The 24,401-nt window shown below is 28.6% G+C and carries 21 protein-coding genes, 1 pseudogene, 1 riboswitch and 1 other annotated feature; of the genes and pseudogenes, 18 read left to right on the top strand and 4 right to left on the bottom strand.

The annotated features are described in order from the left end of the window. A partial coding sequence (locus HUJ77_RS01380) for a methyl-accepting chemotaxis protein (RefSeq protein WP_291706776.1) occupies positions 1-1,252 on the top strand: 1,252 nt, incomplete at its 5' end. An 82-nt stretch (positions 1,253-1,334) separates the two neighbouring features. Here HUJ77_RS01380 and HUJ77_RS01375 read toward each other — a convergent pair. Continuing rightward, the gene (locus HUJ77_RS01375; RefSeq protein ID WP_291706775.1) at positions 1,335-2,393 is read right to left on the bottom strand and encodes a transporter; all 1,059 of its coding nucleotides are present in this window, start codon (positions 2,391-2,393) and stop codon (positions 1,335-1,337) included. A gap of 170 nt (positions 2,394-2,563) precedes the next feature. Here HUJ77_RS01375 and HUJ77_RS01370 point away from each other — a divergent pair, with 170 nt between their 5' ends. The 7 genes and pseudogenes from HUJ77_RS01370 to HUJ77_RS01340 all read left to right on the top strand — a co-directional run. Continuing rightward, a complete protein-coding gene (locus HUJ77_RS01370) occupies positions 2,564-3,664 on the top strand; it encodes a hypothetical protein (protein WP_291706774.1) in 1,101 nt (366 codons plus the stop codon). An 86-nt stretch (positions 3,665-3,750) separates the two neighbouring features. Further along, entirely contained in the window at positions 3,751-4,674 is a 924-nt protein-coding gene (locus HUJ77_RS01365; RefSeq protein WP_291706773.1) for a TIGR01212 family radical SAM protein, read from the top strand. Between the two features lie 24 nt (positions 4,675-4,698). Beyond that, positions 4,699-5,421, top strand: a complete 723-nt coding sequence (locus tag HUJ77_RS01360; protein ID WP_291706772.1) for a 2-phosphosulfolactate phosphatase family protein — start codon at positions 4,699-4,701, stop codon at positions 5,419-5,421. 604 nt (positions 5,422-6,025) lie between these two features. Further along, a complete protein-coding gene (locus HUJ77_RS01355) occupies positions 6,026-6,868 on the top strand; it encodes a CAP domain-containing protein (RefSeq protein ID WP_291706771.1) in 843 nt (280 codons plus the stop codon). A 248-nt stretch (positions 6,869-7,116) separates the two neighbouring features. After that, entirely contained in the window at positions 7,117-8,007 is an 891-nt protein-coding gene (locus tag HUJ77_RS01350; RefSeq protein ID WP_291706770.1) for a CAP domain-containing protein, read from the top strand. Between the two features lie 179 nt (positions 8,008-8,186). Beyond that, positions 8,187-8,978: an AAC(3) family N-acetyltransferase gene (locus tag HUJ77_RS01345; protein ID WP_291706769.1), complete on the top strand. Its 792-nt coding sequence runs from the start codon at positions 8,187-8,189 to the stop codon at positions 8,976-8,978. Between the two features lie 57 nt (positions 8,979-9,035). Beyond that, positions 9,036-9,395: pseudogene (locus HUJ77_RS01340) on the top strand (GNAT family protein); the annotation flags it as partial. 101 nt (positions 9,396-9,496) lie between these two features. On the opposite strand, the gene HUJ77_RS01335 reads toward HUJ77_RS01340, so the two are convergent. Next, the gene (locus HUJ77_RS01335) at positions 9,497-10,672 is read right to left on the bottom strand and encodes a class I SAM-dependent rRNA methyltransferase (protein WP_291706768.1); all 1,176 of its coding nucleotides are present in this window, start codon (positions 10,670-10,672) and stop codon (positions 9,497-9,499) included. A 156-nt stretch (positions 10,673-10,828) separates the two neighbouring features. Here HUJ77_RS01335 and HUJ77_RS01330 point away from each other — a divergent pair, with 156 nt between their 5' ends. After that, positions 10,829-11,008, top strand: coding sequence for a hypothetical protein (locus tag HUJ77_RS01330; protein WP_291706767.1), 180 nt, complete (start codon positions 10,829-10,831; stop codon positions 11,006-11,008). 83 nt (positions 11,009-11,091) lie between these two features. On the opposite strand, the gene HUJ77_RS01325 is transcribed toward HUJ77_RS01330, so the two are convergent. After that, a complete protein-coding gene (locus tag HUJ77_RS01325) occupies positions 11,092-11,310 on the bottom strand; it encodes a (2Fe-2S)-binding protein (protein WP_008681498.1) in 219 nt (72 codons plus the stop codon). Positions 11,311-11,584: 274 nt separating this feature from the next. Next, positions 11,585-11,833 (top strand) — a binding site (T-box leader). A 176-nt stretch (positions 11,834-12,009) separates the two neighbouring features. Here HUJ77_RS01325 and ileS point away from each other — a divergent pair. Further along, complete coding sequence (ileS, locus tag HUJ77_RS01320; RefSeq protein WP_291706766.1) at positions 12,010-15,120, top strand: isoleucine--tRNA ligase; 3,111 nt, start codon at positions 12,010-12,012, stop codon at positions 15,118-15,120. Between the two features lie 176 nt (positions 15,121-15,296). Further along, positions 15,297-16,295, top strand: coding sequence for a LacI family DNA-binding transcriptional regulator (locus tag HUJ77_RS01315; protein WP_291706765.1), 999 nt, complete (start codon positions 15,297-15,299; stop codon positions 16,293-16,295). Positions 16,296-16,605: 310 nt separating this feature from the next. Here the strand turns inward: HUJ77_RS01315 and HUJ77_RS01310 are convergent, their stop codons facing one another. Continuing rightward, positions 16,606-16,791 carry a hypothetical protein gene (locus tag HUJ77_RS01310; RefSeq protein WP_291706764.1) on the bottom strand — a complete coding sequence of 62 codons (186 nt, stop codon included), beginning with the start codon at positions 16,789-16,791 and terminating at the stop codon, positions 16,606-16,608. Between the two features lie 116 nt (positions 16,792-16,907). On the opposite strand from HUJ77_RS01310, the gene HUJ77_RS01305 reads away from it, so the two are divergent. From HUJ77_RS01305 to HUJ77_RS01275, 7 genes are all read left to right on the top strand, one after another. Then, a complete protein-coding gene (locus tag HUJ77_RS01305) occupies positions 16,908-17,483 on the top strand; it encodes a nucleoside recognition domain-containing protein (protein ID WP_291706763.1) in 576 nt (191 codons plus the stop codon). 14 nt (positions 17,484-17,497) lie between these two features. Beyond that, positions 17,498-18,022, top strand: a complete 525-nt coding sequence (locus HUJ77_RS01300) for a nucleoside recognition domain-containing protein (protein ID WP_291706762.1) — start codon at positions 17,498-17,500, stop codon at positions 18,020-18,022. A gap of 119 nt (positions 18,023-18,141) precedes the next feature. Further along, positions 18,142-18,351 carry a hypothetical protein gene (locus HUJ77_RS01295; RefSeq protein WP_291706761.1) on the top strand — a complete coding sequence of 70 codons (210 nt, stop codon included), beginning with the start codon at positions 18,142-18,144 and terminating at the stop codon, positions 18,349-18,351. Between the two features lie 91 nt (positions 18,352-18,442). After that, positions 18,443-18,883 (top strand): ACT domain-containing protein, encoded by a 441-nt coding sequence (locus tag HUJ77_RS01290; RefSeq protein WP_291706760.1) that lies wholly within the window; start codon positions 18,443-18,445, stop codon positions 18,881-18,883. Between the two features lie 16 nt (positions 18,884-18,899). Continuing rightward, positions 18,900-20,138: an aminopeptidase P family protein gene (locus HUJ77_RS01285; RefSeq protein ID WP_291706759.1), complete on the top strand. Its 1,239-nt coding sequence runs from the start codon at positions 18,900-18,902 to the stop codon at positions 20,136-20,138. A gap of 71 nt (positions 20,139-20,209) precedes the next feature. Then, positions 20,210-20,385: riboswitch (Lysine riboswitch) on the top strand. Between the two features lie 176 nt (positions 20,386-20,561). Further along, positions 20,562-22,313, top strand: a complete 1,752-nt coding sequence (locus HUJ77_RS01280; RefSeq protein ID WP_291706758.1) for a Na+/H+ antiporter NhaC family protein — start codon at positions 20,562-20,564, stop codon at positions 22,311-22,313. A 151-nt stretch (positions 22,314-22,464) separates the two neighbouring features. Beyond that, positions 22,465-24,231, top strand: coding sequence for an aminopeptidase P family protein (locus tag HUJ77_RS01275; protein ID WP_291706757.1), 1,767 nt, complete (start codon positions 22,465-22,467; stop codon positions 24,229-24,231). Positions 24,232-24,401 lie beyond the last annotated feature (170 nt).

Raw genomic sequence — 24,401 nt, 5'->3', positions numbered from 1 at the left:
TAGTATAACAAGTAATAAAAGGTATTTAATTAGCAATTTATTATCTAAAATAGGATTTAAGAGATTGGAATTAAAAATAGCAATACCTATATTTTTAATAGTAACCTTAGTAGGAATACCTATAATAGGACCTATAAAGGCATTAGTTATGGGGGGGATTTCAGGAATAATTTCTATGATAATGAGCCATATTGTTATTAGGCCATTAAATGATATTATAGATAGCATAGAAAATAATAATTTTGAAGAAATAGATAGAAGTATAAAAACTAATGATATATTAGAAAGAGTATATAATGGTATTTCTAAGTTAAAGGGAAGCATTAGTCATGATTTAACTTCTGCTAATTTAACTTTAAATGAATTAAGTGTCTTTACTCAATCAATGTATAAAACTACTGAAAAAATGAAAAAGGCAACTGAAGAAATAGCATCTTATTCAGGACAAGTATCAGTATTAGCAGAAAAACAAGAATTAAGTACAGAAGTATTAGTTCAACAAACTAATGAGAATATTATTGCTTTAAAGGACTTAGTTAAGATTGAAGATAATAATAAAAAAGAATTAGTAAAATCAGTAGAAAAGATAAATGAGAGTCACATAAGTGTGGACAAGTCTAGTGAAGGAATTAAGGCTGTTTTAGAATCATTTATGAATGTAAAAGAAAAGGGACAAGTTCTTGAGAAAAAGGCTAATGATATAACTAATATAGTATCAATAGTATCAGGAATTTCAGATCAAACTAATCTTTTAGCTTTAAATGCTTCAATAGAAGCTGCAAGAGCAGGTGAGCAAGGAAGAGGGTTTGCTGTAGTTGCAGATGAAGTTAGGAAACTTGCAGAACAATCACAACAAGCAGTAAAGGATATAAATAGTAATTTATCTCACTTTGCAGAAGAAATTAAGTCATTAGTTATAAGTATAGAGAATCAGTATTCTTCTTTAGAAATAGAAACTTCAAATTTAGATAAGGTAAGAGTTGTAAGTTCAGAAGCCAACGATTTAATAAGAGTAGTTTCTAATGAAACTAAGGAAGCTATAAATAAATTAAATAGTGAAGTATCATCTGTTGAAGAAATGAATAATACCATTAGGACTTTATCTGAAATAGCAGCTGAAAATGCAGCATCTTCACAACAGGTAAATCAAAACATAGAAGAATTTACTAAGAGTATTAATGAAATGATAGAAGCTCTTCAAAAAATTAAAGATGTAGAAGAGAATTTTATTACTGATGAAAATGAGTACTAAAAATTAATAATGTAGAGTGTAAAATAAAGAATTATTTTTACACTCTACATTTTTTGTTGTAGATTTCTACTAGACCTAAGAATTAATTTAATTCTTTTTTATGTTTATAATAAAATAATACTGTTTGAATAATAAATATTAAGCTAAGTAATCCAAAGAATGGATATAAGGAACCGATAAGTTTAGAAAATCCAATTCTTGATATAGGTAATGCAATTAAAATAACTATAAATATGCCTTTCTTAAAGTCTATATTGAAGCTGTGATTTATAGTTTTACTAATTGAATAAACATCTGAAACTTCTGTAGAAAACATTTCAAGTAATATGACCACTAATAATAAGGCTTGAATTATATTTCCAAAAGGTTGAGCAACAAATAAAAGTGGAATTTCAAACTTATGTATATAGGGTTGGTTTATCATAAGTAGAAAATTAATTGCAGCACTTAAAAGCATTAGTCCTAAGGCACCTAAAGCAATTCCAAAGAACATAGTTTTAGGTTTTCTTATTTGATTGCTTAAAGGAACTAAAACTCCTAGGCAGCAAAGTGTATTATATCCTGCATAGAGAAGCGTAGATAATGCTATGCCCTTCTTGGTAGGCTCAAAGTTTGTTAATTGTTTAAGGGAAACCATATCCTTGCAGAACATAAAATATAATAAGGTAATAAGAGTGATGGTAATAATTAATATTGGAACAATAAAAGAGTTTACTTCAATTAATCCATTAGTATCTCTTAATAAGAAAAAGATAGCAAATACCACCATTATTAACGAGCCTATAATTTTTGGAATTCCAAAAAACTGATGTATTAAAGCACCACTACCAGCCAAAATTATAGAGGCACTAGAAATTAAATAAAGCGTAGTTATTACTCCAGTGATTTTACCAAGGATATTTGGACTAACAATTTTTATAACATCACCATAAGAGTTTAGCTTGTACTTAATACTTATTTTGGAAACTATAGAACCGAGAACAACATAAAATATACCACAGGCTATAATTCCTAAGAAACTTAATACACCATATGATGTAAAAAATTCTTTGATTTCTTGCCCAGATGCTAATCCAGCACCAACTATTGTTCCTATAAAAACAACAGAAACTTGAAAAATTCTAGAAAGTTCATCCTTCATTTAAAATCCTCCTAAATTGTATCTACTAACAATATATAAAAGTTATTAGCCTTTTATTCCTTTAGTTTTAACTTTGAAATTACATAAAGATAAGCTATAGAAATATGAAAATGAATAAGCTATCTAATTTTAGGAAAAATAACTTTAAGGAAGTTTAAGGAGGAATTAAGTTGAGAAAAAGAATTTTATCATTATCTTCTTTATTGTTATTTTTACTAATGATGTTTTCGGCCTGTTCAAAAACAAATGATAAAGCAGAAGAAATAGATATGTTTGGTCTACAAAAGGCCTTTGATTTGGCAGATGAATACTTAGGGTTAATTAAAAATAATGATATAGAAGCAGCTAATAAATTGTGTACAGAAAAATTACTAAAGAGCAATAATAATATATCAACAGGAACTTCAGAGATAATAGCATATGCTCCTGATAATGTAATAGAATCTACAAAATCAGCATTTATATTGTTTAATGTAATACGAAATTCATCAGCAGAGCCTAAGTGTGATTTAGATAGTTATGCAATTAAAGTTATAAAAGAAAATGATACTTATAAAGTAGATGAAGTAAAGGCTACAAATTTAAAACAAGTATTTGTTAAAAATAAAGCTTTACGCATTATTGGTGAGGATGGTGGAAAGAGCGATTTAATTATTTCTTTAAATAGTATGCCAAAGGATTCCTACTTAAAGGAAAACAAACTTATGCTTTATAAAGAAAAGGTACCATCAGATAATTTTGGACCAGTATCATTAGGATATAAGGGTAATAAAATAGCCATATCAACAGTAAGTGGAAGTAGTGCTTTTATCTCTATTGCATATATTCAAGAAAGTAAAGAAACACAAGGTGCAAGTAGTCAAGGTGATGAAGGGGGAAATAGTAATCAAGAAGGGGCTAATGAAACAAGTAACTTAGAAGAATTACTTGATAAACCTATAGCAAAAAAAGTAATTCCTGTAGATATGTATAATGGAGTAAAAATAAATAATTTAGTATTTACATTTGAAGAAAGATATTTAATTACTGAGTATTTAAATTCTAACTTAGTTAAGAGAATAAAGGTATATAACAGCGCTAGTGGTGACTTAATAGAATTAGACTTTGATGAAATGTTTAATGATGATAAATATAATGTTGAGCTTCTTTATTTTAAAAAGGATGAATTTAATATTAAGGTAACTAGTAAAGATAATGCAGAAGATATAAATGAAGATATTCTTGGAGAATATAAAGTGGATATAGAAGAAAAAGAAATTAAAAAAGTATAGAAAACTCTTAACATATATAAATAATGTAGTAGAATAAAAGTACAACTTAAATAAATAAAGTGGTACTTTTATTTTTTGGAGGAATTATGAAGAAGTGGAATGATAAAAGATATCATAGTTTAAATTATTATCTTAGAAGTAAATTTGATGAAAAAGTATATAAAATATCTTTAGATGGGGGATTTAATTGTCCAAATAGAGATGGTAAAGTAGCAAAAGGTGGATGTACTTTCTGTAGTGCAAGAGGATCGGGGGACTTTGCAGGAAGCAGAATACTATCAATAACTAAGCAATTTGAAGATAGAAAAGATATGATGGAGAAAAAATGGAAGGATGGGAAGTTAATTGCTTACTTCCAAGCATATACTAATACTTATGCTCCAGTTGAAGAGCTTAGAAGAAAATATAATGAAGCATTATCTCAAGAAAATGTAGTTGCCATATCTATTGCAACAAGACCAGATTGCGTAGATGACGATGTTTTAGATTATTTAACTGAATTAAATGAAAAGACATATTTAATAGTGGAACTTGGATTACAAACTATAAATGATAAGACGGCTAAGGAATTTAATAGAGGATATGACTTTGAAGTTTTTGATAATACATTAAAAAGATTACTTGAAAGAAATATTGAAGTGGTTGCTCATACAATCTTTGGACTACCAGGAGAAACAGAAGAAGATATGTTAAAAACTGTTGATTACATAGCTCATTCAGGGGCTAAGGGAATTAAGTTCCATTTACTTCACTTAATGAAGGGAACTAAAATGGTAGAGAAATATGAAAGTGGAGAACTAAAACTATTAACTCAAGAACAATATATAGATTTAGTTTGTAAGGGAATAGCAAGAATACCAGAAGAAATGGTAGTTCATAGACTTACAGGAGATGCACCTAGAGACTTACTAATAGGTCCAATGTGGAGCCTTAAAAAATGGGAAGTTTTAAATGCTATAGATAAAGCTCTAGAAGATAATGATATATGGCAAGGTAAAGACTTTAAGTAGCCATATATAATTGGGGGAATTTATATGAAATTAGATATAATTATTTCTGCTGATAATATAAAAGAAGAATATTTAAAAAATAAAATAGTAGTTGTTATTGATATGCTAAGAGCAACATCAGTAATAATAACTGCTTTAGCAAATAAGGCTAAAGAAGTATTTCCTATACTTACTATAGAAGAGGCTTTGAAAAAGAAGGAAGAACTTATAATGAATGGAGTAAATCCATTACTTGGAGGTGAAAGAAAGGCTATAAAAATAGATAGTTTTGATTTTTCTAATTCACCTTTAGAGTATAATTTAGATAAAGTTCAAGGAAAAAGTATAATTTTAAGTACCACTAATGGAACAAGAGCAATTAATTTAAGTTTAAAAGCAGAGGAAATACTTATTGGAGCCATAATAAATGCTAAAGCTGTTGCAGAGGAGCTAAAAAAGTATAATAAAGATGTGGTTTTCATTAATGCAGGAACAAATGGAGAATTCTCAATGGATGACTTTATTTGTTCAGGCTATATGATAAGTCTTTTATGTGATAATGATAATAATGATCTTTCAGATATAGCTAAAACAGCAAAGTATATTTATGAAAATAACACTAATTTAATAAGCTATATAAAAGAAGCCACTCATTATAATATATTAAAAGGATTAAATTTATTAAGAGATTTAGAATATTGTTGTCAAAAGGATATTATAAATATAGTACCTAAATATGATAAAAGTTCAAATTGTATAAAAGTTTAAATTATTAACGAATTTTTAGAAATATTTGAATTTTTATGTTGACAAGAAAAATAAAAAGATATATTATAATATTAGATTGATAATCAGTATCAATTAGTAAATAAATATATTATTAAAAGCTCCACACTTCTAATAATATAATATATAAAGAATTAAGCTCCTATATTATAGAATTTATTTCGGTAGAAGATGGCTAAACATTAGTTTAGCCATCTTTTGTTTTTTATATAAAAATAAATAAGTGAATTAATATAGTTGGAACTTTACTGTAGAGTAATAAATAATTGAAAAAAATATATGGAAATAAACCCATGGATATAATAATAAAAAATTGAATAAATTATGAAAAATAAGACTGATTCATTTAATGATATGAATCAGTCTTATTTCGATAGCTGTGGTGATTAAGGAAGAACTTAATCTAAGTAATATGCAATTCATAAAAATATTAAAAACTCTAGTGGCAGAAAAATAAATATAGGATAAATAATAGATAGAGTTGTAATATTTTCAATAATTAGAAACTAACTCATATTTAGGACAGGCACTTATTATGTTACTATGAGGGTGACACGAAACAAGAAATCTGAAGGAGGATTTACAAATGATTAAATCAAAATTAATTATGGTAATATCATCGATAGGATTGGTAGTTACATTAGGTGTTGGAGGTATTTTACTAAGTACTAATAAAGAAGTACCTCAAAACAAGATAGTAGAAAATGAAAATAGGGGAGAGGCTTCAGAAGATATAACAAAGGAAGAAGCAAATAATACTAATATAAGTAGTAATACTGATACTAATGGTAATGCCATTAATGAGGAAGATTTAATAAATGATGATAATATTATTTCAAATGATGAAATAGATAATACTACCGAAGAACAAGAAGAAAGCGGAGTAGCAGGATTATCAAGCTATAGAAAACCGACAAATGGATCATCAAATAAACCATCATATAATAAGCCTTCAAATAATGAGAATAATAATACAAATACTCCAGTTGATACTCCAAGTAATGAGCCTGTAATTTCAGAAAGTAATTATATAGCTGAAATAGAACAAGCTATATTCCAAAGAGTTAATCAGGAAAGATCAGCAGCTGGATTACCAGCATTAAGCTACAATAGCACTATGGAGCATTATGCAAGAATTAAATCTAAAGATATGGGGGACAATGGATATTTCTCTCATGAAGATAAGCAAGGAAATTTAATAACTGTTCAAATGAAGGCAGATGGGGTTTCCTATAAGGCATGGGGAGAAAATATAGCATATATTCAAGGTTCGAATAGTAATAGTGCGCTAGCAACTAAATTCATGGATAATTGGATGAATTCATCAGGGCACAGAGCTAATATATTATCAACTAACTTTAGCAGTATAGGAATTGGAGTATATAAAATAGGAAACACTTATTACGCAACACAAGAATTTTATAGATAAAAATTTTAATCCAGCTTTTTAAGCTGGATTTTTTATTTGTTATTATTAATATTTTAAACAAACAAATAATAAATGCTATAGGTATATGCTGAATTAATAAATTATTGGACAAATATAATGAAAGTAATAATATTAATGAAAAAAGTATACTTTAGAGTATCATTAGTCTATAATTGATAGAAATTATTAATTAAATACATAAGAAATAAATTATGGGACAATGTATTTAATTATAGGAGGATTAACAAATGATTAAATCAAGATTAGCAACATTAGTTTTATCAATGGGATTAGCTACTGTAGTTGCTATAAGTGGAGTCTTCTTAAGCTCTAATAATGAAAGTATTAAGAATAAAGAAGGCCTAGAAAAAATAGAAACGAAAGAGACAGCAGAGAGTAATATAGACAAGGAAGAAAATATAGAAATTAAAGATGAATCTTCTGAGGATATAGACAAAGGAAAAGATAATGATACTAAAAAAGAAGAAACTAATGACAATGAAAATAATGAAATTAATAAAGGGAACCAAGAAGTAAATAATGAAAATAATGCTAGTAATGAATTAATTGAAAAAGAAGAAAATACTGTGCCAGAAGTAGTTTTAGAACCTCAAAAGCCAGCAGAGCAGAAGGTTGAACCAAGTAATAGTACTCCTAAACCTGCCCCTCCTGAACCCCAAAAGGTAACTCCAGTTGAAGCACCAAAGGAAAGAACTGTAGTTGTAGATGATAATAACTATATAAATCAAATTGAACAAGCTATTTTTCAAATACTAAATCAAGAAAGAACTAATGCAGGGTTATCACAACTAAGTTACAATACCACTATGCAGTATTATGCTAGAGTAAAATCCAAAGACATGGGGGATAATGGTTACTTTAATCATACAGATCTTAATGGAAGATTAATGAATGAGATTATAAAAGCTGATGGAATAACATATAGGGCTTGGGGAGAAAATATTGCATACATCCAAGGACTAACTGATAATAATGAATTATCAGCTAGATTTATGAATAATTGGATGAACTCTGCAGGACATAAGGCTAATATATTATCAAATAATTTTAGTAGTATAGGTGTTGGTGTATATAAGATAGGAAATACTTATTATGCAACACAAGAATTCTACAATTAATATATAAAATTTTTAGTATATATTTTAGACTTTTAATTAGAGGCTGGTAAAATAGTCTCTTTTTTATATCTACAAGAAATTATATTGGTGATAATATGTGAAAAATAACTTTTGTAGGAATATATTTAATAAAACTTATTCTATATTTATTATAAGAACTTAGAATTTGGGGGTTAGTTATGGATAATAGAAAAATAGTTATAAAGAAAGATATAATAGAAGGCTTACAAGAAATTGGTGTTAAAAGAGGACAAAGTATTATTGTTCATACTTCAATGAATAGTTTTGGATTTGTATGTGGAGGAGCACAAGTTATAATAGAAGCTCTTATAGATATAGTTGGTGATGAGGGAACTATAATGATGCCAACTCAGAGTTGGAAGAACATGGATCCATCCTATGGAGTACATTGGGAGGAGCCTAAAGAATGGTGGGATATTATTAGAGAAAATTGGCCAGCTTATAATAAGGATATTACGCCAACAAATTTAATGGGAGCGGTAGCGGAGATGTTTAGGAAGTGGCCAGGAGCCTTAAGAAGTAATCATCCAGTTAGGTCATTTGCAGCTTGGGGAAAACATGCTAATTATCTTATAAGTAATCATGATTTAAGTGATATTTTTGGTGATACATCACCAATTGGAAAGCTATATGATTTAGATGGATATGTATTGCTTCTAGGAACTGATTATGATAAAAATACCTCAATACATCTAGCAGATGTAAAAGCAAATTACTCATCAAAGCATATGGAGGAAAATAGTTGTGCGGTAATAAAAGATGGTAATCGTCAATGGATTACATATTCAACCTTATATGTTGATGGAGAAGATTTTATAGATATAGGTAATGACTTTGAGAAAATAAATAACGTAACTAAAACTAATATTGGAAATGCAGATATAAGATTTATGAAGCAAAGAGATATTGTAGATTATGCAGTTAGATGGATAGAAGAAAATAGGAAATAAAATTAATTGGGGTGTAGTATATGAAAAAAATTAGGGACTAAAACTATAGAAACTTCTTATAATTGGGCTATTATAATAAAAGAAAATGGTGATGATCCTATTGGAAGTATTGGGGCTGTAGATATTAATGAAAGAATTAATATGGTTCATATAGGATATTGTATAAGTAAGAAATGGTGGAATAAGGGTATAACATCAGAAGCTCTAAAAGCACTAATAAAATATTTCTTTGAAGAAGTTGGTGTTAACAGAGTTGAATCAAGGCATGATCCGAGTAACCCTAACTCAGGAAAAGTAATGATGAAATGTGGTATGAAGTATGAAGGTACAATTAGAGAAGCAGATATAAATAATCAAGGAATATGTGACTACTCAATGTATGGGATTCTTGCTAAAGAATATTTAGAGAAAAAGTAGTTTACTAACATTATAAGCATAGATATTGTGGATAATATTAAAGCCATTGTGGATAGTTATTAAAAAAGACGACTTATAAAGTCGTCTTTATCATTATAAATTTAAAAAACTTGGAATATGAAGAATTTAAGGTAATAAGATTCGTCAGAGTTCCATAAAATTGGATGATCTGCACTTTGAGTTCTTACTTCTACTTGTCTTAAAGTTCTTCTAGCATCATGAGCAGCCTCTAATACAGTTTTCTTTAATTGTTCTTCACTCATATAATGTGAGCAAGAGCAAGTTGCAAAATAGCCACCTTCTTTAACCATTTTTAATCCTCTAAGATTTATTTCTTTATAGCCTCTAATAGCTGAATTAATTGTATTTCTTGACTTTGTAAATGCAGGAGGATCTAATATAACAACATCAAATTGTTTTCCTTCTCTTGACCAATCACCAAGAACATTAAAAGCATTATGACATTCAAATTTAACTGTATCTTGTAAGTTATTAAGTTCAGAATTTTTTATTGCACAATCTATAGCATGTTGAGATACATCAATACCTAATACTGATTTTGCACCTGCAATACCTGCATTTAATGCAAAGGAACCAGTATGAGTAAAGCAATCTAATACATCCTTGTCCTTGCATATTCTATGCATAGCAGCTCTATTTTCCTTTTGATCTAAGAAGAAACCAGTTTTTTGACCATTTTCTAAGTCAACGATATATTTAACACCATTTTCAATTATTTCTATATTAGTATCGAAAGGCTCAGTTAAGAAGCCTTTAGTTTGTTCAAGACCTTCAATTTCTCTAGTCTTAATATCACTTCTTTCGTAAACACCTTTAGCTCCAAATTCATCAACTAATATTTTAACTACTAAGTCTCTATATTTATCCATTCCTAAAGTTGATATTTGAATTACATAGTAGTCTTCAAATTTATCTACTGTTAATCCAGGTAAAAAGTCAGCTTCACCAAATATAAGTCTACAAGATGAAGTGTCTATAACAGTTTTTCTATATTCATATGCTGCTTGGAATCTTCTTTTAAAGAAATCATAATTTATTTCTTCATTTATATCTCTAGTCATAATTCTAATAGTTATTTTACTTCTATCATTAATATAGCCTTTTCCTATGAAGTAATTTTTGTGATTATATACTTCAACTATATCACCATTTTCATAATCGCCATCATATTCATTTATTTCATCGATATATATCCAAGGTCTGCCTTGTTCAGCTCTTTTATTTTTTCCTTTATGTAAAAAAAACTTACTTGCCATAATATAGCTCCTTCCATAATAAGTTCTATAAAATTATAACATAATTGCAAATTAAGTATAGGGGATAGGGGGAAATACTTAAAGTAAAAATATAGATGAATAATGCTTATTTAATAAAATATATTTATAATGTAAAGAATTTTTAGGGAGACTATTATGATAATTAAGGCAATTGTAATACCAACACCAAAAAGAATAAGGAAATATTTAGAAAATGCTTTAATAGAAGCTAATTCTAAAAGTATTAGCAAAGAAGATTCTATTAAGGAATTAGAACATATTAATTTATCAAAAGATAGCTTTAAAAGTTATGGAATAACAATGAAGATATTTTAAAAATGAAAAAACCACCTACTATTAAGGTAGGTGGTTTTAGGGGAGATATAATCTATATGCTAATATAGTTTGGGGGAACTATATTAGTTGTTTTCCAGATGCTTATCAATCAAATTTTGGATTGTAGGGGTACATCTGTAGCCTCTGCATCCACCTGTGCAAGCTCCTGTTGCCTTAGAAACTTCTGCTACAGTGTGTGCTCCGGCTTTGATTGCATCTTTAATTTTGGATCTTGGTATTGCCTTGCAAGTACAAACTTTAGTAATCTTATCAAGGACTTGTTCGTTTAAGTTATTTTCCAATTATCTTTCCTCCTAATATAAAGAAATAGATTAAGGAAAATAAAGGGGATAAAAAATAAATTTTTAATATTTATTCTTTATGTCTTTATTATAATTATAGTAATAAAGAAAGTCAATACTAATTGATAAAAATTATTAATTAATTTTTAATATTAAAATAAATTATTATATTAGCAATATTATTAGTTTTTTTCTTAAATTTATAAAAATATTCTTAAATATAGACTTTTATAATATTTTACTTTGTAGTAGAATAGGTATATAATTTGTAAATTTAAAAACTGTGATTAGGAAAAGTACTTAATTGGATACTTTAAGAGAGTGGCTGTGTGGTGTGAAGTCATAGAGAAAATTAAGGAAAATCACCTATGAGTTTGAGGCTGAAAGGTTATATAGCTGATTAAGTTTTTCACGTTAGCCTGCGTTAAGGGATAGAGTATGTTTGTACTCGAAAATAAGAGTTTTTTATGGGTATAAAAAACTTATAACCTTAGGTGGTATAGCGAATATCTTCGTCCTATTGGGCGGGGCTTTTTTTATTATATAATACTTTATTAATACTAATGTAAAGAGAAGTCTGCATAATTAGCTTTTTATAGTTAATAATGTAAAATGTATTTAGTATTATTTAAGAAGAAAAAGTATAACCTTAAAGCAATAGCTTTTAGATATAAATTAATTAACGGAAGGAGTTTAGACATGTACAAAAAGGTTGAATTACCAAAAGGATTTGTTGGTATGGAAAAAGATGTAGCAGATCTTTGGAAAGAAAATAACGTAATTAAAAAGAATTTTGATATGAATCAAGATGGTGAATATTTCACTTTCTATGATGGACCTCCAACTGCAAATGGAAGACCACACGTAGGACACATAATAACAAGAGTTATGAAGGATATTATCCCAAGATATAAAGTTATGAAGGGGTATAAAGTTATAAGAAAAGCTGGATGGGATACTCATGGACTTCCTGTAGAGCTTGAAATAGAAAAGAAACTTGGAATTTCAGGTAAGGGCCAAATAGAAGGCTATGGAGTAGAAAAGTTCGTAAAAGAATGTAAAGAATCAGTTTTCACTTATGTTAATATGTGGGAAAAGATGACTGATCAAATAGGTTACTGGGTAGATATGGAGAATCCTTATGTTACTTATCATAACTCATATATAGAATCTGTTTGGTGGGCATTAAGCCAAATGTGGGAAAAAGGACTTTTATATAAAGGACACAAGGTAATGCCATATTGTCCAAGATGTGGAACTGGACTTTCTTCTCATGAAGTATCACAAGGATACAAGGATGTTAAAGATTTAACTGCTATAGCTAAGTTTAAGGTTCAAGGAGAAGATAATAAATATATATTAGCATGGACAACAACTCCATGGACATTACCTTCAAATTTAGCTTTATGTGTAAATAAGGCATATGATTATATTGAAGCTAAAGTTGGTGATGAAATATTAATAGTTGCTAAAGATTTAGCTACAAAAGTATTAGGAGAAGATTACGAAGTAATCAAAGAATTTAAGGGAACTGAATTATTAGGAACAAAATATGAAAGATTACTTCCATTTGGAACAGTTGATGGAAAGGCTTTTGAAGTTATCCATGGCGATTATGTAACTTTATCAGATGGTACTGGTATTGTTCATATAGCTCCTGCATATGGTGAAGATGATAATTTTGTTGCTAAGAAAAATGGAATAGGATTTATAAACTTAGTAGATGCTAGTGGTAACTTTGTAGAAGAAGTAACACCTTGGGCAGGAAAGTTTGTTAAGAAGTGCGATGAAAGCATAGTTAAATATTTAGAAGAAGAAAATAAATTATTTAAAGCTGAAAAGCATACTCACTCATATCCACACTGTTGGAGATGTGACACACCACTTCTTTACTACCCAAGAGAAAGCTGGTTTGTTGCAATGACTAAGCTTAGAGATAAGCTTTTAGAAAATAATAATAAAATTAATTGGTATCCAGATAACATAAGAACTGGTAGATTTGGTAAGTTCTTAGAAAATGTTATTGACTGGGGTATATCAAGAGATAGATATTGGGGTACTCCACTTCCTATTTGGGAATGTGAATGTGGCCATAGAGAATGTGTAGGAAGTATAGCTGAATTAAAGGAAAAGGGAATTAATGTTCCAGAGGATATAGAGCTTCATAAGCCATATATAGATGGTGTTAAGCTTAAATGTTCTGAATGTGGAAAAGAAATGACTAGAACAGCAGAAGTTATCGACTGTTGGTTTGATTCAGGATCTATGCCTTTTGCTCAATTACACTATCCATTTGAAAATAAAGAGCTATTTGAAGAAAACTTCCCAGCTCAATTTATTTCAGAGGCTGTTGACCAAACAAGAGGATGGTTCTATACTTTATTAGCTATTTCAACAGCTATATTTGATACTAACCCATTTGAAAACTGCATAGTTTTAGGTCACGTTTTAGATAAGAAGGGCTTAAAGATGTCTAAGTCAAAGGGAAATGTAGTAGATCCATTTGAGGTATTAGATTCACAAGGTGCAGATGCTACAAGATGGCATTTCTATACTGCAAGTGCACCATGGCTTCCAACAAGATTCTCTATTGATGATGTTCAAGAAGCTCAAAGAAAGTTCTTAAGTACTTTATGGAATGTATATTCATTCTATGTTTTATATGCTGATTTAGATAAGTTTAATCCATTAGACTATAAAGATTTCAAATCAGAAAATGTTATGGATAAATGGATAATGTCTAAACTTAACACATTAATTAAGGAAGTAGATGAAAACTTAGCTTCATATCAAATAACTCAAGCTGCATTAATGATTGAAGACTTTACAGATGAGTTATCAAACTGGTATGTAAGAAGAAATAGAGCAAGATATTGGTCAGAAGACTTATCAGATGATAAGATTGGTGCTTATGTTACATTATATAGAGTATTAACTACTTTAGTTAAAGTGGCAGCTCCATTTGTACCTTTCGTAACAGAAGAAATTTATCAAAACCTAGTTGTAGGATTAGATAAATCAGCAACAGAAAGTGTACATTTATGCTTATGGCCATCAGTTGATGAAAGTGCAATAGATGAAAACTTAGAAAAGGAAATGGATTTAGCGTATACAATAGTTAAACTTGGTAGAAGTGCTAGAAATGGTGCTAATATTAAGAATAGACAGCCGCTTTCTAAGATGTTACTTTCAACAGCAGCTATTCCAGCTTATTATGGGGATATTATAAAAGATGAGCTTAATATCAAATCTGTAGAATTTGGTGCTGATTTATCAGAACATGTTAACTTTGAAATTAAGCCTAACCTACCTGTTCTTGGAAGACAATATGGTAAATTAATTCCTGGAATAAGAAAAGAAATAGCTTCAAGAGACCAAATGGAATTAGCACAAAAATTACAATCAGGTGGAACTGAAACTATTACTGTAGATGGAACTGATATAGTATTAAATAGTGAAAGTGTTCTTGTAACTATGCAAGGTTTAGAAGGATATGCTTTTGCTGGTGAAGGTGAAATCGGAGTTGTTCTTGATACTACAATTACAGAAGAATTAAAAGAAGAAGGACAATTAAGAGAGATAACTTCAAAGATACAAAATATGAGAAAAGAAAAAGGCTTTGAAGTTGCAGATAAGATAAAATTATTTGTGGCAGGAAATGATATGTTAATTAATATCATTGACAAATATTCAGATGTAATAAAAAGAGAAACATTAACTCAAGAAATTGTTGTAAATGAAGATGCTGATTATACTGAAACTGTTATTAATGGTGAAAAGCTAAATATGACAGTTAAAGTAATTAAGTAGAATAATTTTATGTTAAAAAGTTAGAAGTTTCTATAGAATTTCTAACTTTTTACTTATTTTATAGTGAGTTATTATAAAGAATGGCTTGGAATATTGTATAAAGTATTTGCAAATAGTATAATTATTGTTAAAATGAGATAAAAAAGATTAAAAAATAAAAATTGGAGTGATGTGTTATGGCTACTTCTATAAAAGATGTTGCTAGAGAAGCTGGAGTATCAATTGCTACTGTTTCTAGAGTTTTAAATGACATAGATGTTGTAAACGAGGACACTAAGAAAAAGGTTTTAGATGCCATTAATAAGCTAGGCTATAGACCTAACATTGTAGCAAGAAGTTTAAAAACTCAAAGAACGAAAACAGTAGGAATCTTAGTTCCTGACATATCAAGTGGATTTTATCCAGAGATAGTTAGGGGAGCAGAAGATGTGGCTAATATTTATGATTATAACGTCATCTTATGTAATTCAGATTTTGATATCGAAAAGGAAAAAGAATATTTAAGGGTATTAAGAGAGAAGATGGTTGATGGTGTTATTTATATGAGCTCATCTCTACAAGAAGAAACTTTAAATATTATTAATGAATTAAATTTAACTACTGTGCTAGTAGAGACTAAGGATAAAGAAGAAAGTTTACCAAGTGTAACTATAGATAATACTAAGGCTTCAAAGGAAGCAACAAACTACCTTTTAGAAAAAGGTTTATCTAAAATAGCTTTTGCAGGTGCAAAAAAGGAAAATATGAACGCTTGGGGAGACAGATACATAGGATATGAAGAAGCATTAAATGATAAGAACATTAATGTAGATGAGGGTCTAGTATATTTTGGTGGTTTAAGAGTTAAAAGTGGATATGAAGCTGTAAAACATTTCGAAGATAGCAAAAAAGAATATGATGCAGTAGTTTGTGCATCAGATGAAATTGCTATGGGTGTTATAAATGCCTTAAGAGAAATAGGAAAAAAAGTACCAGAAGATGTAAGTGTTATTGGATTTAATGATAATAATATGTCATCTGAATTCTATCCAAAGATAACAACAATAAAACAACCAAGTTATGATATGGGATCAGTTGCTATGAGAATGCTTATTAAAATGCTTAGCAAGAGAGAATTAGAAGAATCTCAATTTATTCTTGATTATACACTAATAGAAAGAGATAGTTGCAAATAAGAATTTTAATAGAAGTGTAAATATTAATTTATGCTTCTATTTTTTTTTTTCAATATTATAATATTTTTGGATATATTTATAATAATTTGATAAATGTTTACAATTTTTTTAGAAGTTATGTATTGTTAGGAAATAAAAACCATGGTATAATTAATATTGCAAGTCATTAAACGTTTTCAAATTTCAACTGTGTATAATGTAAGTATATTTGATTAGGATGGGTAACTAATCATTGAGAAATTTGGGTTAAGGTCAAAAAAAACAACTTCTTATGGAAGTTGTTTTTTTATTGCTTGGATTTTATGTACCACTATATAATGCCTTCAATTTTTAATATGTTTTCTAATTCTTGAACCTTTTCAGTTAAAGTAAGAAATTTTTCTCTTAGTTTTTCTTTTGGAAGATCAGTTTCATCAATAAAATTAACCATATCTTCTACTGTTTTTAGAGCATCATCTATATCTTGTTGAGCTAGTTTTAAATTTGATTCCTTCATAAATAATCTCCTTTATGCATTTAAACATAATTTATATTACATATATTCATCCTATCACTAATAAATATCATATTCAAGACATATATTAATAGAAGTAATTAGTAAGGGGTGGAATTTTGATAAATTATATATGGTTTATTATGATATTTTTAGGAATATTGATTGGATTATTTACAGGTAATGGAGAGGTTATATCAAAATCCATTATTAATTCTGCGGATTCAACAGTATCTATGATTATTGGTTTAGTTGGACTTATGTGCTTTTGGTGTGGTGTTATGAAGGTAGCAGAAAAAAGTGGCTTTACAAACAAACTAGCAAAAGTATTAAGACCACTTTTAAAGATTATTTTTAAAGAGGCAGCTAAGGATGAGAAGGCTTTAGGTGCTATAGTTATGAACATAACAGCCAATATGATGGGATTAGGTAATGCAGCAACACCCTTTGGAATAAAAGCAATGCAGGAAATGGACAGGCTTAATAAAGAAAAAGGTACAGCTTCCAATGATATGTGTTTATTTTTAGTTTTAAATGCAGCATGTATACAGCTAGTGCCTTCAACAGTTATTTCTATAAGAGCCGCAGTAGGTTCTAATAATCCTGGAGCCATTATTTTACCAGCAGTTTTAGCAAGTACATTTGCAGCTGTTACGGGAGTAGTTCTTTGTAAGATATTACAAAGATACTTTTAAGGAGGGATTTATTTATGTTTCAGTATATAACAAAAAGCATAATTCCTATAATAGTAGTAATTATTATAACTTATGGTATGTTTAAAGGTAAAAAGGTATATGAATGGTTTATTGAAGGAGCTAAGGAAGGCTTGAAGGTTTGTCTTAATATATTTCCATATCTTTTAGCTATGATAATTGCAGTTAATATTTTTAGAGAGGCAAAGCTATTAGACTTATTGAATAATATGATAGCACCAGTAGGTAGTTTAATAGGTTTACCTAAGGAAATAATACCTTTGGTTTTAATTAAACCTTTATCAGGAAGTGGTGCTATAGGAATATTGACTGACATAGTAAAGACTTATGGTCCAGATAGCTACATAGGACTAATAGCATCAGTAATTATGGGGACTACTGAGACTATTTTTTATACTATAACTGTATATTTTGGAGCAGTACAAATAAAGAAAATAAGACACACATTATGGGCTGCAGTACTAGCTGATTTAACTGCCATAATAATTTCAATTTTCTTAGTTTCAAAATTATTGATGTAATCTTATTAAAATAATAAAAATAAATAAAATTTAACGAATATGTAACATTTTTGTAACTAGTTAATGATGAAAGTGAATTATAATATATTTATAAGAATGAGGAGGGAAGTGGGAGATAGATGAAATGGATTGAAAATTTATTTTTAACAGATGATGAAATAAAGGTTTTATCAATTTATTTAGTCTATGGTATAGGGGCTGGAATAGTATTAGGATTATTTTTTAGTAATATAGAATTATTTTTTGCTTTAGGTGGAGTTATTTCTATTATAATATCAGTTTTTAAGGTATATATAAATAGAGGTAAAAAATCTAAGGAATTGATATAAATAACTTTAGTAATAATATATATTTTAATGTGGATAAGCTATATAATAAAATTTATATAGCTTTTTTATTTTTACTGAGGGTGGTGAGGGAATGGCTTCAGAAAAATTTTACATTATAAGTAGTAAAATTATGCCAGAAATTTTTATAAAGGTACTAGCAGTTAAAGAGAATCTTTTGACGGGAAAAGCAAAAGATATAAGTGAGGCTGTAAAACAAACGGGAATAAGTAGAAGCACCTATTATAAGTATAAGGATCATGTATTTCCAATGACAGAGGGGTTAAACAGTAAAAAGATAACCTTAGTTGTTTTACTTTCACATGAGGCTGGAACCTTATCTAAGGTTTTAGATTGTATTGCATTTAATAAAGGGAATATACTAACTATAAATCAGGATATACCTATAAATATGGCAGCTAATGTAACAATTACATTGGATATATCAAATATGAAAAAAGACTTAAAGCATTTAGTAAATACCTTAAGGGCATTAAGGAATGTAGTAAGTGTTAAAGTATTAGCCATGGAATAATAAAGGAAGTGTTAAAATGAAAAAGGATTTTTTTAAGAATAATAGACATAATGTATTAAATAAAATTAAGGATAATTCTTTACTTATACTTTTTGCAGGTACAGCACCTAAAAAAACAGCTGATGAAAATTATCAATTTACACCAAATAGAAATTTTTATTACCTAACAGGGATTGAAGAAGAAGAACATATTTTAGTTTTATCTAAAATAAATGGAGAAACTAAAGAATGCTTATTCATAAAAGAAGTAGATCCTATTAGAGAAAAATGGGAAGGTAAAACTATAAGAAAAGAAGAGGTTTTCAATATTTGTGAAATTGAAGATGTTAATTACTTAGGAAGCTTTAATAGTTTTATAGAAAAGAATATTCTTAATAAAGAAGAAGTAAATATATATCTAGACTTAGAGAAGGAAAATAAATCATATAATTTTATAAAAGAAATTAAAGAAAAGTATTTTAATATAAATATATTAAATGCTTATAGGTTAATAGGAGAATTAAGACTTATAAAAACAGAAGAAGAAGTTAATAGAATAAGAAAAGCTATCTCTATAACTATAGAAGGCGTAAAAGAGCTTATGAAGAATTCTAAAGAAGGAATTAAGGAATATGAGCTAGAGGCATATTTTGATTTTATATGTAAGAAAAATGGAGTCAAAGATTTAGCTTTTAAAACTATTGCAGCAGCAGGGAAAAATGCTACAGTTTTGCATTATGTAACTAATGATTCTGAATTAAAAAATGGAGATTTGATTTTATTTGATTTAGGAGCTCAATATAAGTATTATAATGGAGATATTTCAAGAACATTCCCTGTAAGTGGTAAATTTACAGAAAGACAAAAGGAAGTTTATAATGCAGTTCTTAGAGTAAATGAAAGAGTAATAGCAGAAATGAAGCCAGGAGTAAGCTTTTTAGAATTAAATAAAAAAGCAACTGAATGGATTGCTGAAGAATGCATTTCTCTAGGGCTTATTTCAAATAAAGAAGATGTGAGAAAATACTATTATCACAGTATTGGCCATAGTTTAGGTATGGACACTCATGATATAGAGCTTGAAAATAGAGATGTAATATTTGAGCCAGGTATGATTTATACTGTAGAACCAGGTATTTATATTGAAGAAGAGGGAATAGGTATAAGAATAGAAGATGACGTTTTAGTTACAGAAGAAGGGCATGAAGTATTAACTAAAGGAATGATTAAATCTGTAGATGAAATTGAAGAATTTATGGCTAAAAATAATTTTTAGAGAATTATATAGAGTTCTTGCAAAAAATGAATAAAAATTGTACAATACTAAGGTAAATTAAATGTAAATAAGCACAGGGTAGAGGTGCGATACTTAAGAGTACTATTAATGAGATAAGCACTATGATTTAATAGGAAAGGAATTATCGCCGAAGTGTATGATTAATGCTTTAATATCATATGACTGGGGTTACATAGAATATATGTATCACTGTCACAAAGTAAATTTGTGGTGAGCTATCAATTAGGGGATTTAATATTATTTTTAGTAAGTATGTTTATAGCCTTGAGTTGATACTCAAGGCTTTTTTATTATTTAAATATTATATTTTTAAGAATTTGTGGAAAACTATTTTAAGATTATAAAAATAATAAATAAAATTCTGCCCTTTAATTATTTACAAGACTTTAAGGGGGACTTAGTATGAAAAATAAAAGACAAATAAAAGTTATTATAATGACTTTGTTGATGATTTTAACTGCTACATCAGTGGTTTTTGCATCAGAGATTGATACTGCTACATCAGTGGTTTTTGCATCAGAGATTGATACTGCTGCAGCTAATGCTAATCATTATGGAGTTTTAACATTAATACCACCAATAGTAGCAATAGTTCTAGCATTTTTAACTAAGAATGTAATAATATCCTTATTTATAGGAACACTTGTGGGAGCTTTTTTAGTTAACTTAGTAGATAGTTCCTTTATGATGGCTTTAGTTAATTCTTTCTTAGATTTTGTATCTAGGGTTTTAAATTCATTAGCTGATCCGTGGAATGCAGGTATAATACTTCAAGTATTAGTAATAGGTGGTGTTATACACTTAGTTGCTAAAATGGGTGGAGCTAAGGCTATAGCAGAAGCTCTAGCAAAAAAAGCAAAAACAGCTAAGAGTACGCAATTAGTTACACTTTTACTAGGATTAACAGTTTTCTTTGATGATTATGCAAATTCATTAATAGTTGGACCTATTATGAAGCCGGTAGCAGATAAGATGAAAATATCTAGAGAAAGACTTGCTTTTATTATAGATGCAACAGCAGCACCTATAGCAGGACTTGCAATTGTTTCAACTTGGATAGGCTTAGAAGTTGGATTAATAAATTATGCTTTTATAAATGGTGTAGGACAACAAGTAGATGCCTTTGGAGTTTTCCTACAAACTATTCCTTATAGATTTTATAATATATTAATTTTATTCTTTGTATTTATTACATCTTTCTTATTAAAAGATTTTGGGCCTATGTATAAGGCTGAAATAGAAGCTAGAAGAAAAGAGATAAAGGAAGGTGAAAATAATGCATCAAGTTCAAGCATGGAGCATTCAGAACTTGAGCCAAAGCCAGGAATTAACTTAAGTATTTGGAGTGCTATTATACCAATAGGAACACTAGTAGTTACTGCATTAATTTGCTTCTATTATAGTGGGTATTCTTCTATAATGGCTGAAGAAAATATTGCATTACAAGAAATAATGACAAATTCTCCAATGTCCTTTAGGGCAATACAAGAAGCTTTTAGTGCATCAGATGCATCAGTAGCTTTATTTCAATCTGCTATATTGGCAAGTATAGTTGCCATAGTTATGGGAGTAGCTAAGAAGATATTTACTATTGAAGAAGCAATAGAAACATGGATAGATGGAATGAAGCCATTATTAATAACAGGAGTAATATTATTATTAGCTTGGTCATTAAGTTCAGTAATTAAAGATTTAGGAACTGCTAAGTATTTAGTTACATTACTTTCTGGTTCATTACCAAACTTTTTACTTCCAAGTTTAATATTTATATTATCTGCAGTAATATCCTTTGCAACAGGTACAGCTTATGGAACTATGGGAATATTAATGCCTTTGGCCATTCCATTAGCTTATTCAATGAATCCGGAAATGAGCTATGTTATAGTTAGTACAAGTGCAGTTTTAACTGGAGCAATATTTGGAGATCACTGCTCACCTATATCAGATACTACAATTCTTTCATCTATGGGAGCTGGATGTAATCATATAGCTCACGTTAATACACAAATATGGTATGCATTATTTGTAGCAATAATTACCGTAGTTTTTGGTTATATACCTGCAGGATTTGGAATGCAATGGTATATTGTACTTCCGATATCACTTTTAGCAGTTTATTTAGGAGTACAAATCCTTGGGAAAAAAGTAGAATAAAAATTGGAGTTGCTTAGGCAGCTCCTTTTTTGTTAGATAAAATTTCATTTAGAAATATGGATGCGTATAATAAATTGAAAAGTTATATATTATAGACTATAGTAAATTATATAGTAAAAATATTTTGAAAATAGAATTAGGGGGCAAAAGCATGAATAACTTAGAACAGCTTAGAGAAGTTATGAAAGGAGAAAATATAGATTATTATATTATTCCAAGTAGTGATGCTCATCAAAGTGAATATGTTGCTGAATATTTTAAGGGAAGGGAATTTATTTCTGGTTTTACTGGTTCAGCAGGTACTCTTTTAGTTGGAAAAAAGGAAGCATATCTTTGGACAGATGGTAGATATTTTATCCAAGCTGATAAAGAACTTAGTGGTAGTGGAATTTCAGTTATGAAAATAAGAACACCAGGTTATCCAACTATTGAAGAATGGATAAGAAATAACATAAAAGCTAATGAGACTTTAGGTTTTGATGGTAAAGTATTTTCCGTTAAGGAATATGAAGGATACTTAAATATTGCCAAGGAAATTGGTTTTAGTATTAAGATGGATAAAGATTTATTAGAGAATATATGGACTAATAGACAAGAGTTACCTCAAGATAAAATATTCATTCATAATGAAAAATATGCAGGGAAGTCATCTAGTGAAAAGCTAAAAGAAGTTAGAAGAAATATGGAAAGTAAAAAAGGAGATTTTTATATAGTATCTTCTTTAGATGATATAGCATGGTTATGTAATATAAGAGGAAATGATATTAAGTTTAATCCTGTAGCCTTAGCTTATGCAGTAGTTGGAAAAGATTATGCTAATCTTTATATTAATAATAATAAGTTAGATAATGTAACTAAGGATAAACTTCATAATGAAGGATTTATACTTAAAGAATATAATGAAATTGAAGAAGATGTAAAACTTTTAAGTGGAGCAGTTATACTTGATGAAATGAGGTTAAATGCTAAGATATTTACATCATTAAATGACAAAGTAAAGGTAATAAGAGAAACTAATATAACGACTAATTTAAAAGCTATAAAGAATGAAGTAGAAATAGCTAATTGGGAAATTTCTCAAGTAAGAGACGGAGTAGCCATGGTTAAATTCATAAAATGGCTAAAAGAAAACATAGGAAAAGAAAAGATTACAGAAATATCAGCAAGTGATAAATTAAGAGATTTTAGAGCAGAAGGAGAAAATTATAAGGGAGATAGCTTTGGAACTATAGCAGGTTATAAAGAGCATGCAGCTATGATGCACTATTCAGCAACAGAAGCTAGTGATTATGAGCTAAAGCCAGAAGGTATGTTCCTTTTAGATTCGGGTGCTCAATATTTAGATGGAACTACTGATATTACAAGAACCTTCATATTAGGACCAATTACAGAAGAAGAAAAAAGAGACTATACATTAGTATTACAAGGACACATAGCATTAGCAACAGCTAGATTCCTAAGAGGATCTACAGGTCTTAATTTAGATGTATTAGCAAGAAAACCACTTTGGAATTATGGAATAGATTATAAATGTGGAACTGGTCATGGTCTAGGATTCTTCTTAAATGTTCATGAAGGACCTCAAGCTATAAGACCTATGGGAAATTCAACAGAATTAGAACCAGGAATGGTTATAACAAACGAACCAGGTGTATATAAAGAAGGAAAGTACGGTATAAGAACTGAAAATACTATTATAGTAGAAAAAGATTTAGTATCAGAGGAATTTGGTGAATTCTATAAATTTAGAACTATGTCCTACTGCCCAATAGATTTAGAAGGGGTTAATGCAGAAATGCTATCATTACAAGAAAAAACTTGGCTAAATGATTATCATAAGATGGTATTTGAAAAACTAAGCCCATACTTAAATGAAGAAGAAAAAGAATTCTTAAAACATGAAACAAGAGGAATTTAGGTAAGAGAAAATAGATAATAACTAAGAGATAAGGGGAAGAATTAGATAAGGTAAATTCTTCTCCTTATTTCTTTAATTTTTTAATTCTATCATCATTATAAATTATGACATAGTAATAATTTATACCTTAATTCTACATTCTACATTTTACATTCTTCATTATAAAAGCA

It is taken from the genome of Clostridium sp., assembly GCF_021443865.1.
Classification (GTDB): domain Bacteria; phylum Bacillota; class Clostridia; order Clostridiales; family Clostridiaceae; genus Clostridium.
The sequence above is the reverse complement of the archived record's forward strand: the minus strand, read 5'-3'. Positions and strand labels throughout refer to the sequence as shown.

Excerpts from the sequence above, each read along its gene's own strand:
- HUJ77_RS01365 (WP_291706773.1), top strand. The coding sequence starts at position 3,751 with ATGAAGAAGTGGAATGATAAAAGATATCATAGTTTAAATTATTATCTT.
- HUJ77_RS01375 (WP_291706775.1), bottom strand. The coding sequence starts at position 2,393 with ATGAAGGATGAACTTTCTAGAATTTTTCAAGTTTCTGTTGTTTTTATA.
- HUJ77_RS01285 (WP_291706759.1), top strand. The coding sequence starts at position 18,900 with ATGAAAAAGGATTTTTTTAAGAATAATAGACATAATGTATTAAATAAA.
- HUJ77_RS01345 (WP_291706769.1), top strand. The coding sequence starts at position 8,187 with ATGGATAATAGAAAAATAGTTATAAAGAAAGATATAATAGAAGGCTTA.
- HUJ77_RS01275 (WP_291706757.1), top strand. The coding sequence starts at position 22,465 with ATGAATAACTTAGAACAGCTTAGAGAAGTTATGAAAGGAGAAAATATA.
- HUJ77_RS01360 (WP_291706772.1), top strand. The coding sequence starts at position 4,699 with ATGAAATTAGATATAATTATTTCTGCTGATAATATAAAAGAAGAATAT.
- HUJ77_RS01300 (WP_291706762.1), top strand. The coding sequence starts at position 17,498 with ATGTTTCAGTATATAACAAAAAGCATAATTCCTATAATAGTAGTAATT.
- ileS (WP_291706766.1), top strand. The coding sequence starts at position 12,010 with ATGTACAAAAAGGTTGAATTACCAAAAGGATTTGTTGGTATGGAAAAA.
- HUJ77_RS01290 (WP_291706760.1), top strand. The coding sequence starts at position 18,443 with ATGGCTTCAGAAAAATTTTACATTATAAGTAGTAAAATTATGCCAGAA.
- HUJ77_RS01335 (WP_291706768.1), bottom strand. The coding sequence starts at position 10,672 with ATGGCAAGTAAGTTTTTTTTACATAAAGGAAAAAATAAAAGAGCTGAA.
- HUJ77_RS01280 (WP_291706758.1), top strand. The coding sequence starts at position 20,562 with ATGAAAAATAAAAGACAAATAAAAGTTATTATAATGACTTTGTTGATG.
- HUJ77_RS01295 (WP_291706761.1), top strand. The coding sequence starts at position 18,142 with ATGAAATGGATTGAAAATTTATTTTTAACAGATGATGAAATAAAGGTT.
- HUJ77_RS01310 (WP_291706764.1), bottom strand. The coding sequence starts at position 16,791 with ATGAAGGAATCAAATTTAAAACTAGCTCAACAAGATATAGATGATGCT.
- HUJ77_RS01350 (WP_291706770.1), top strand. The coding sequence starts at position 7,117 with ATGATTAAATCAAGATTAGCAACATTAGTTTTATCAATGGGATTAGCT.
- HUJ77_RS01315 (WP_291706765.1), top strand. The coding sequence starts at position 15,297 with ATGGCTACTTCTATAAAAGATGTTGCTAGAGAAGCTGGAGTATCAATT.
- HUJ77_RS01355 (WP_291706771.1), top strand. The coding sequence starts at position 6,026 with ATGATTAAATCAAAATTAATTATGGTAATATCATCGATAGGATTGGTA.
- HUJ77_RS01330 (WP_291706767.1), top strand. The coding sequence starts at position 10,829 with ATGATAATTAAGGCAATTGTAATACCAACACCAAAAAGAATAAGGAAA.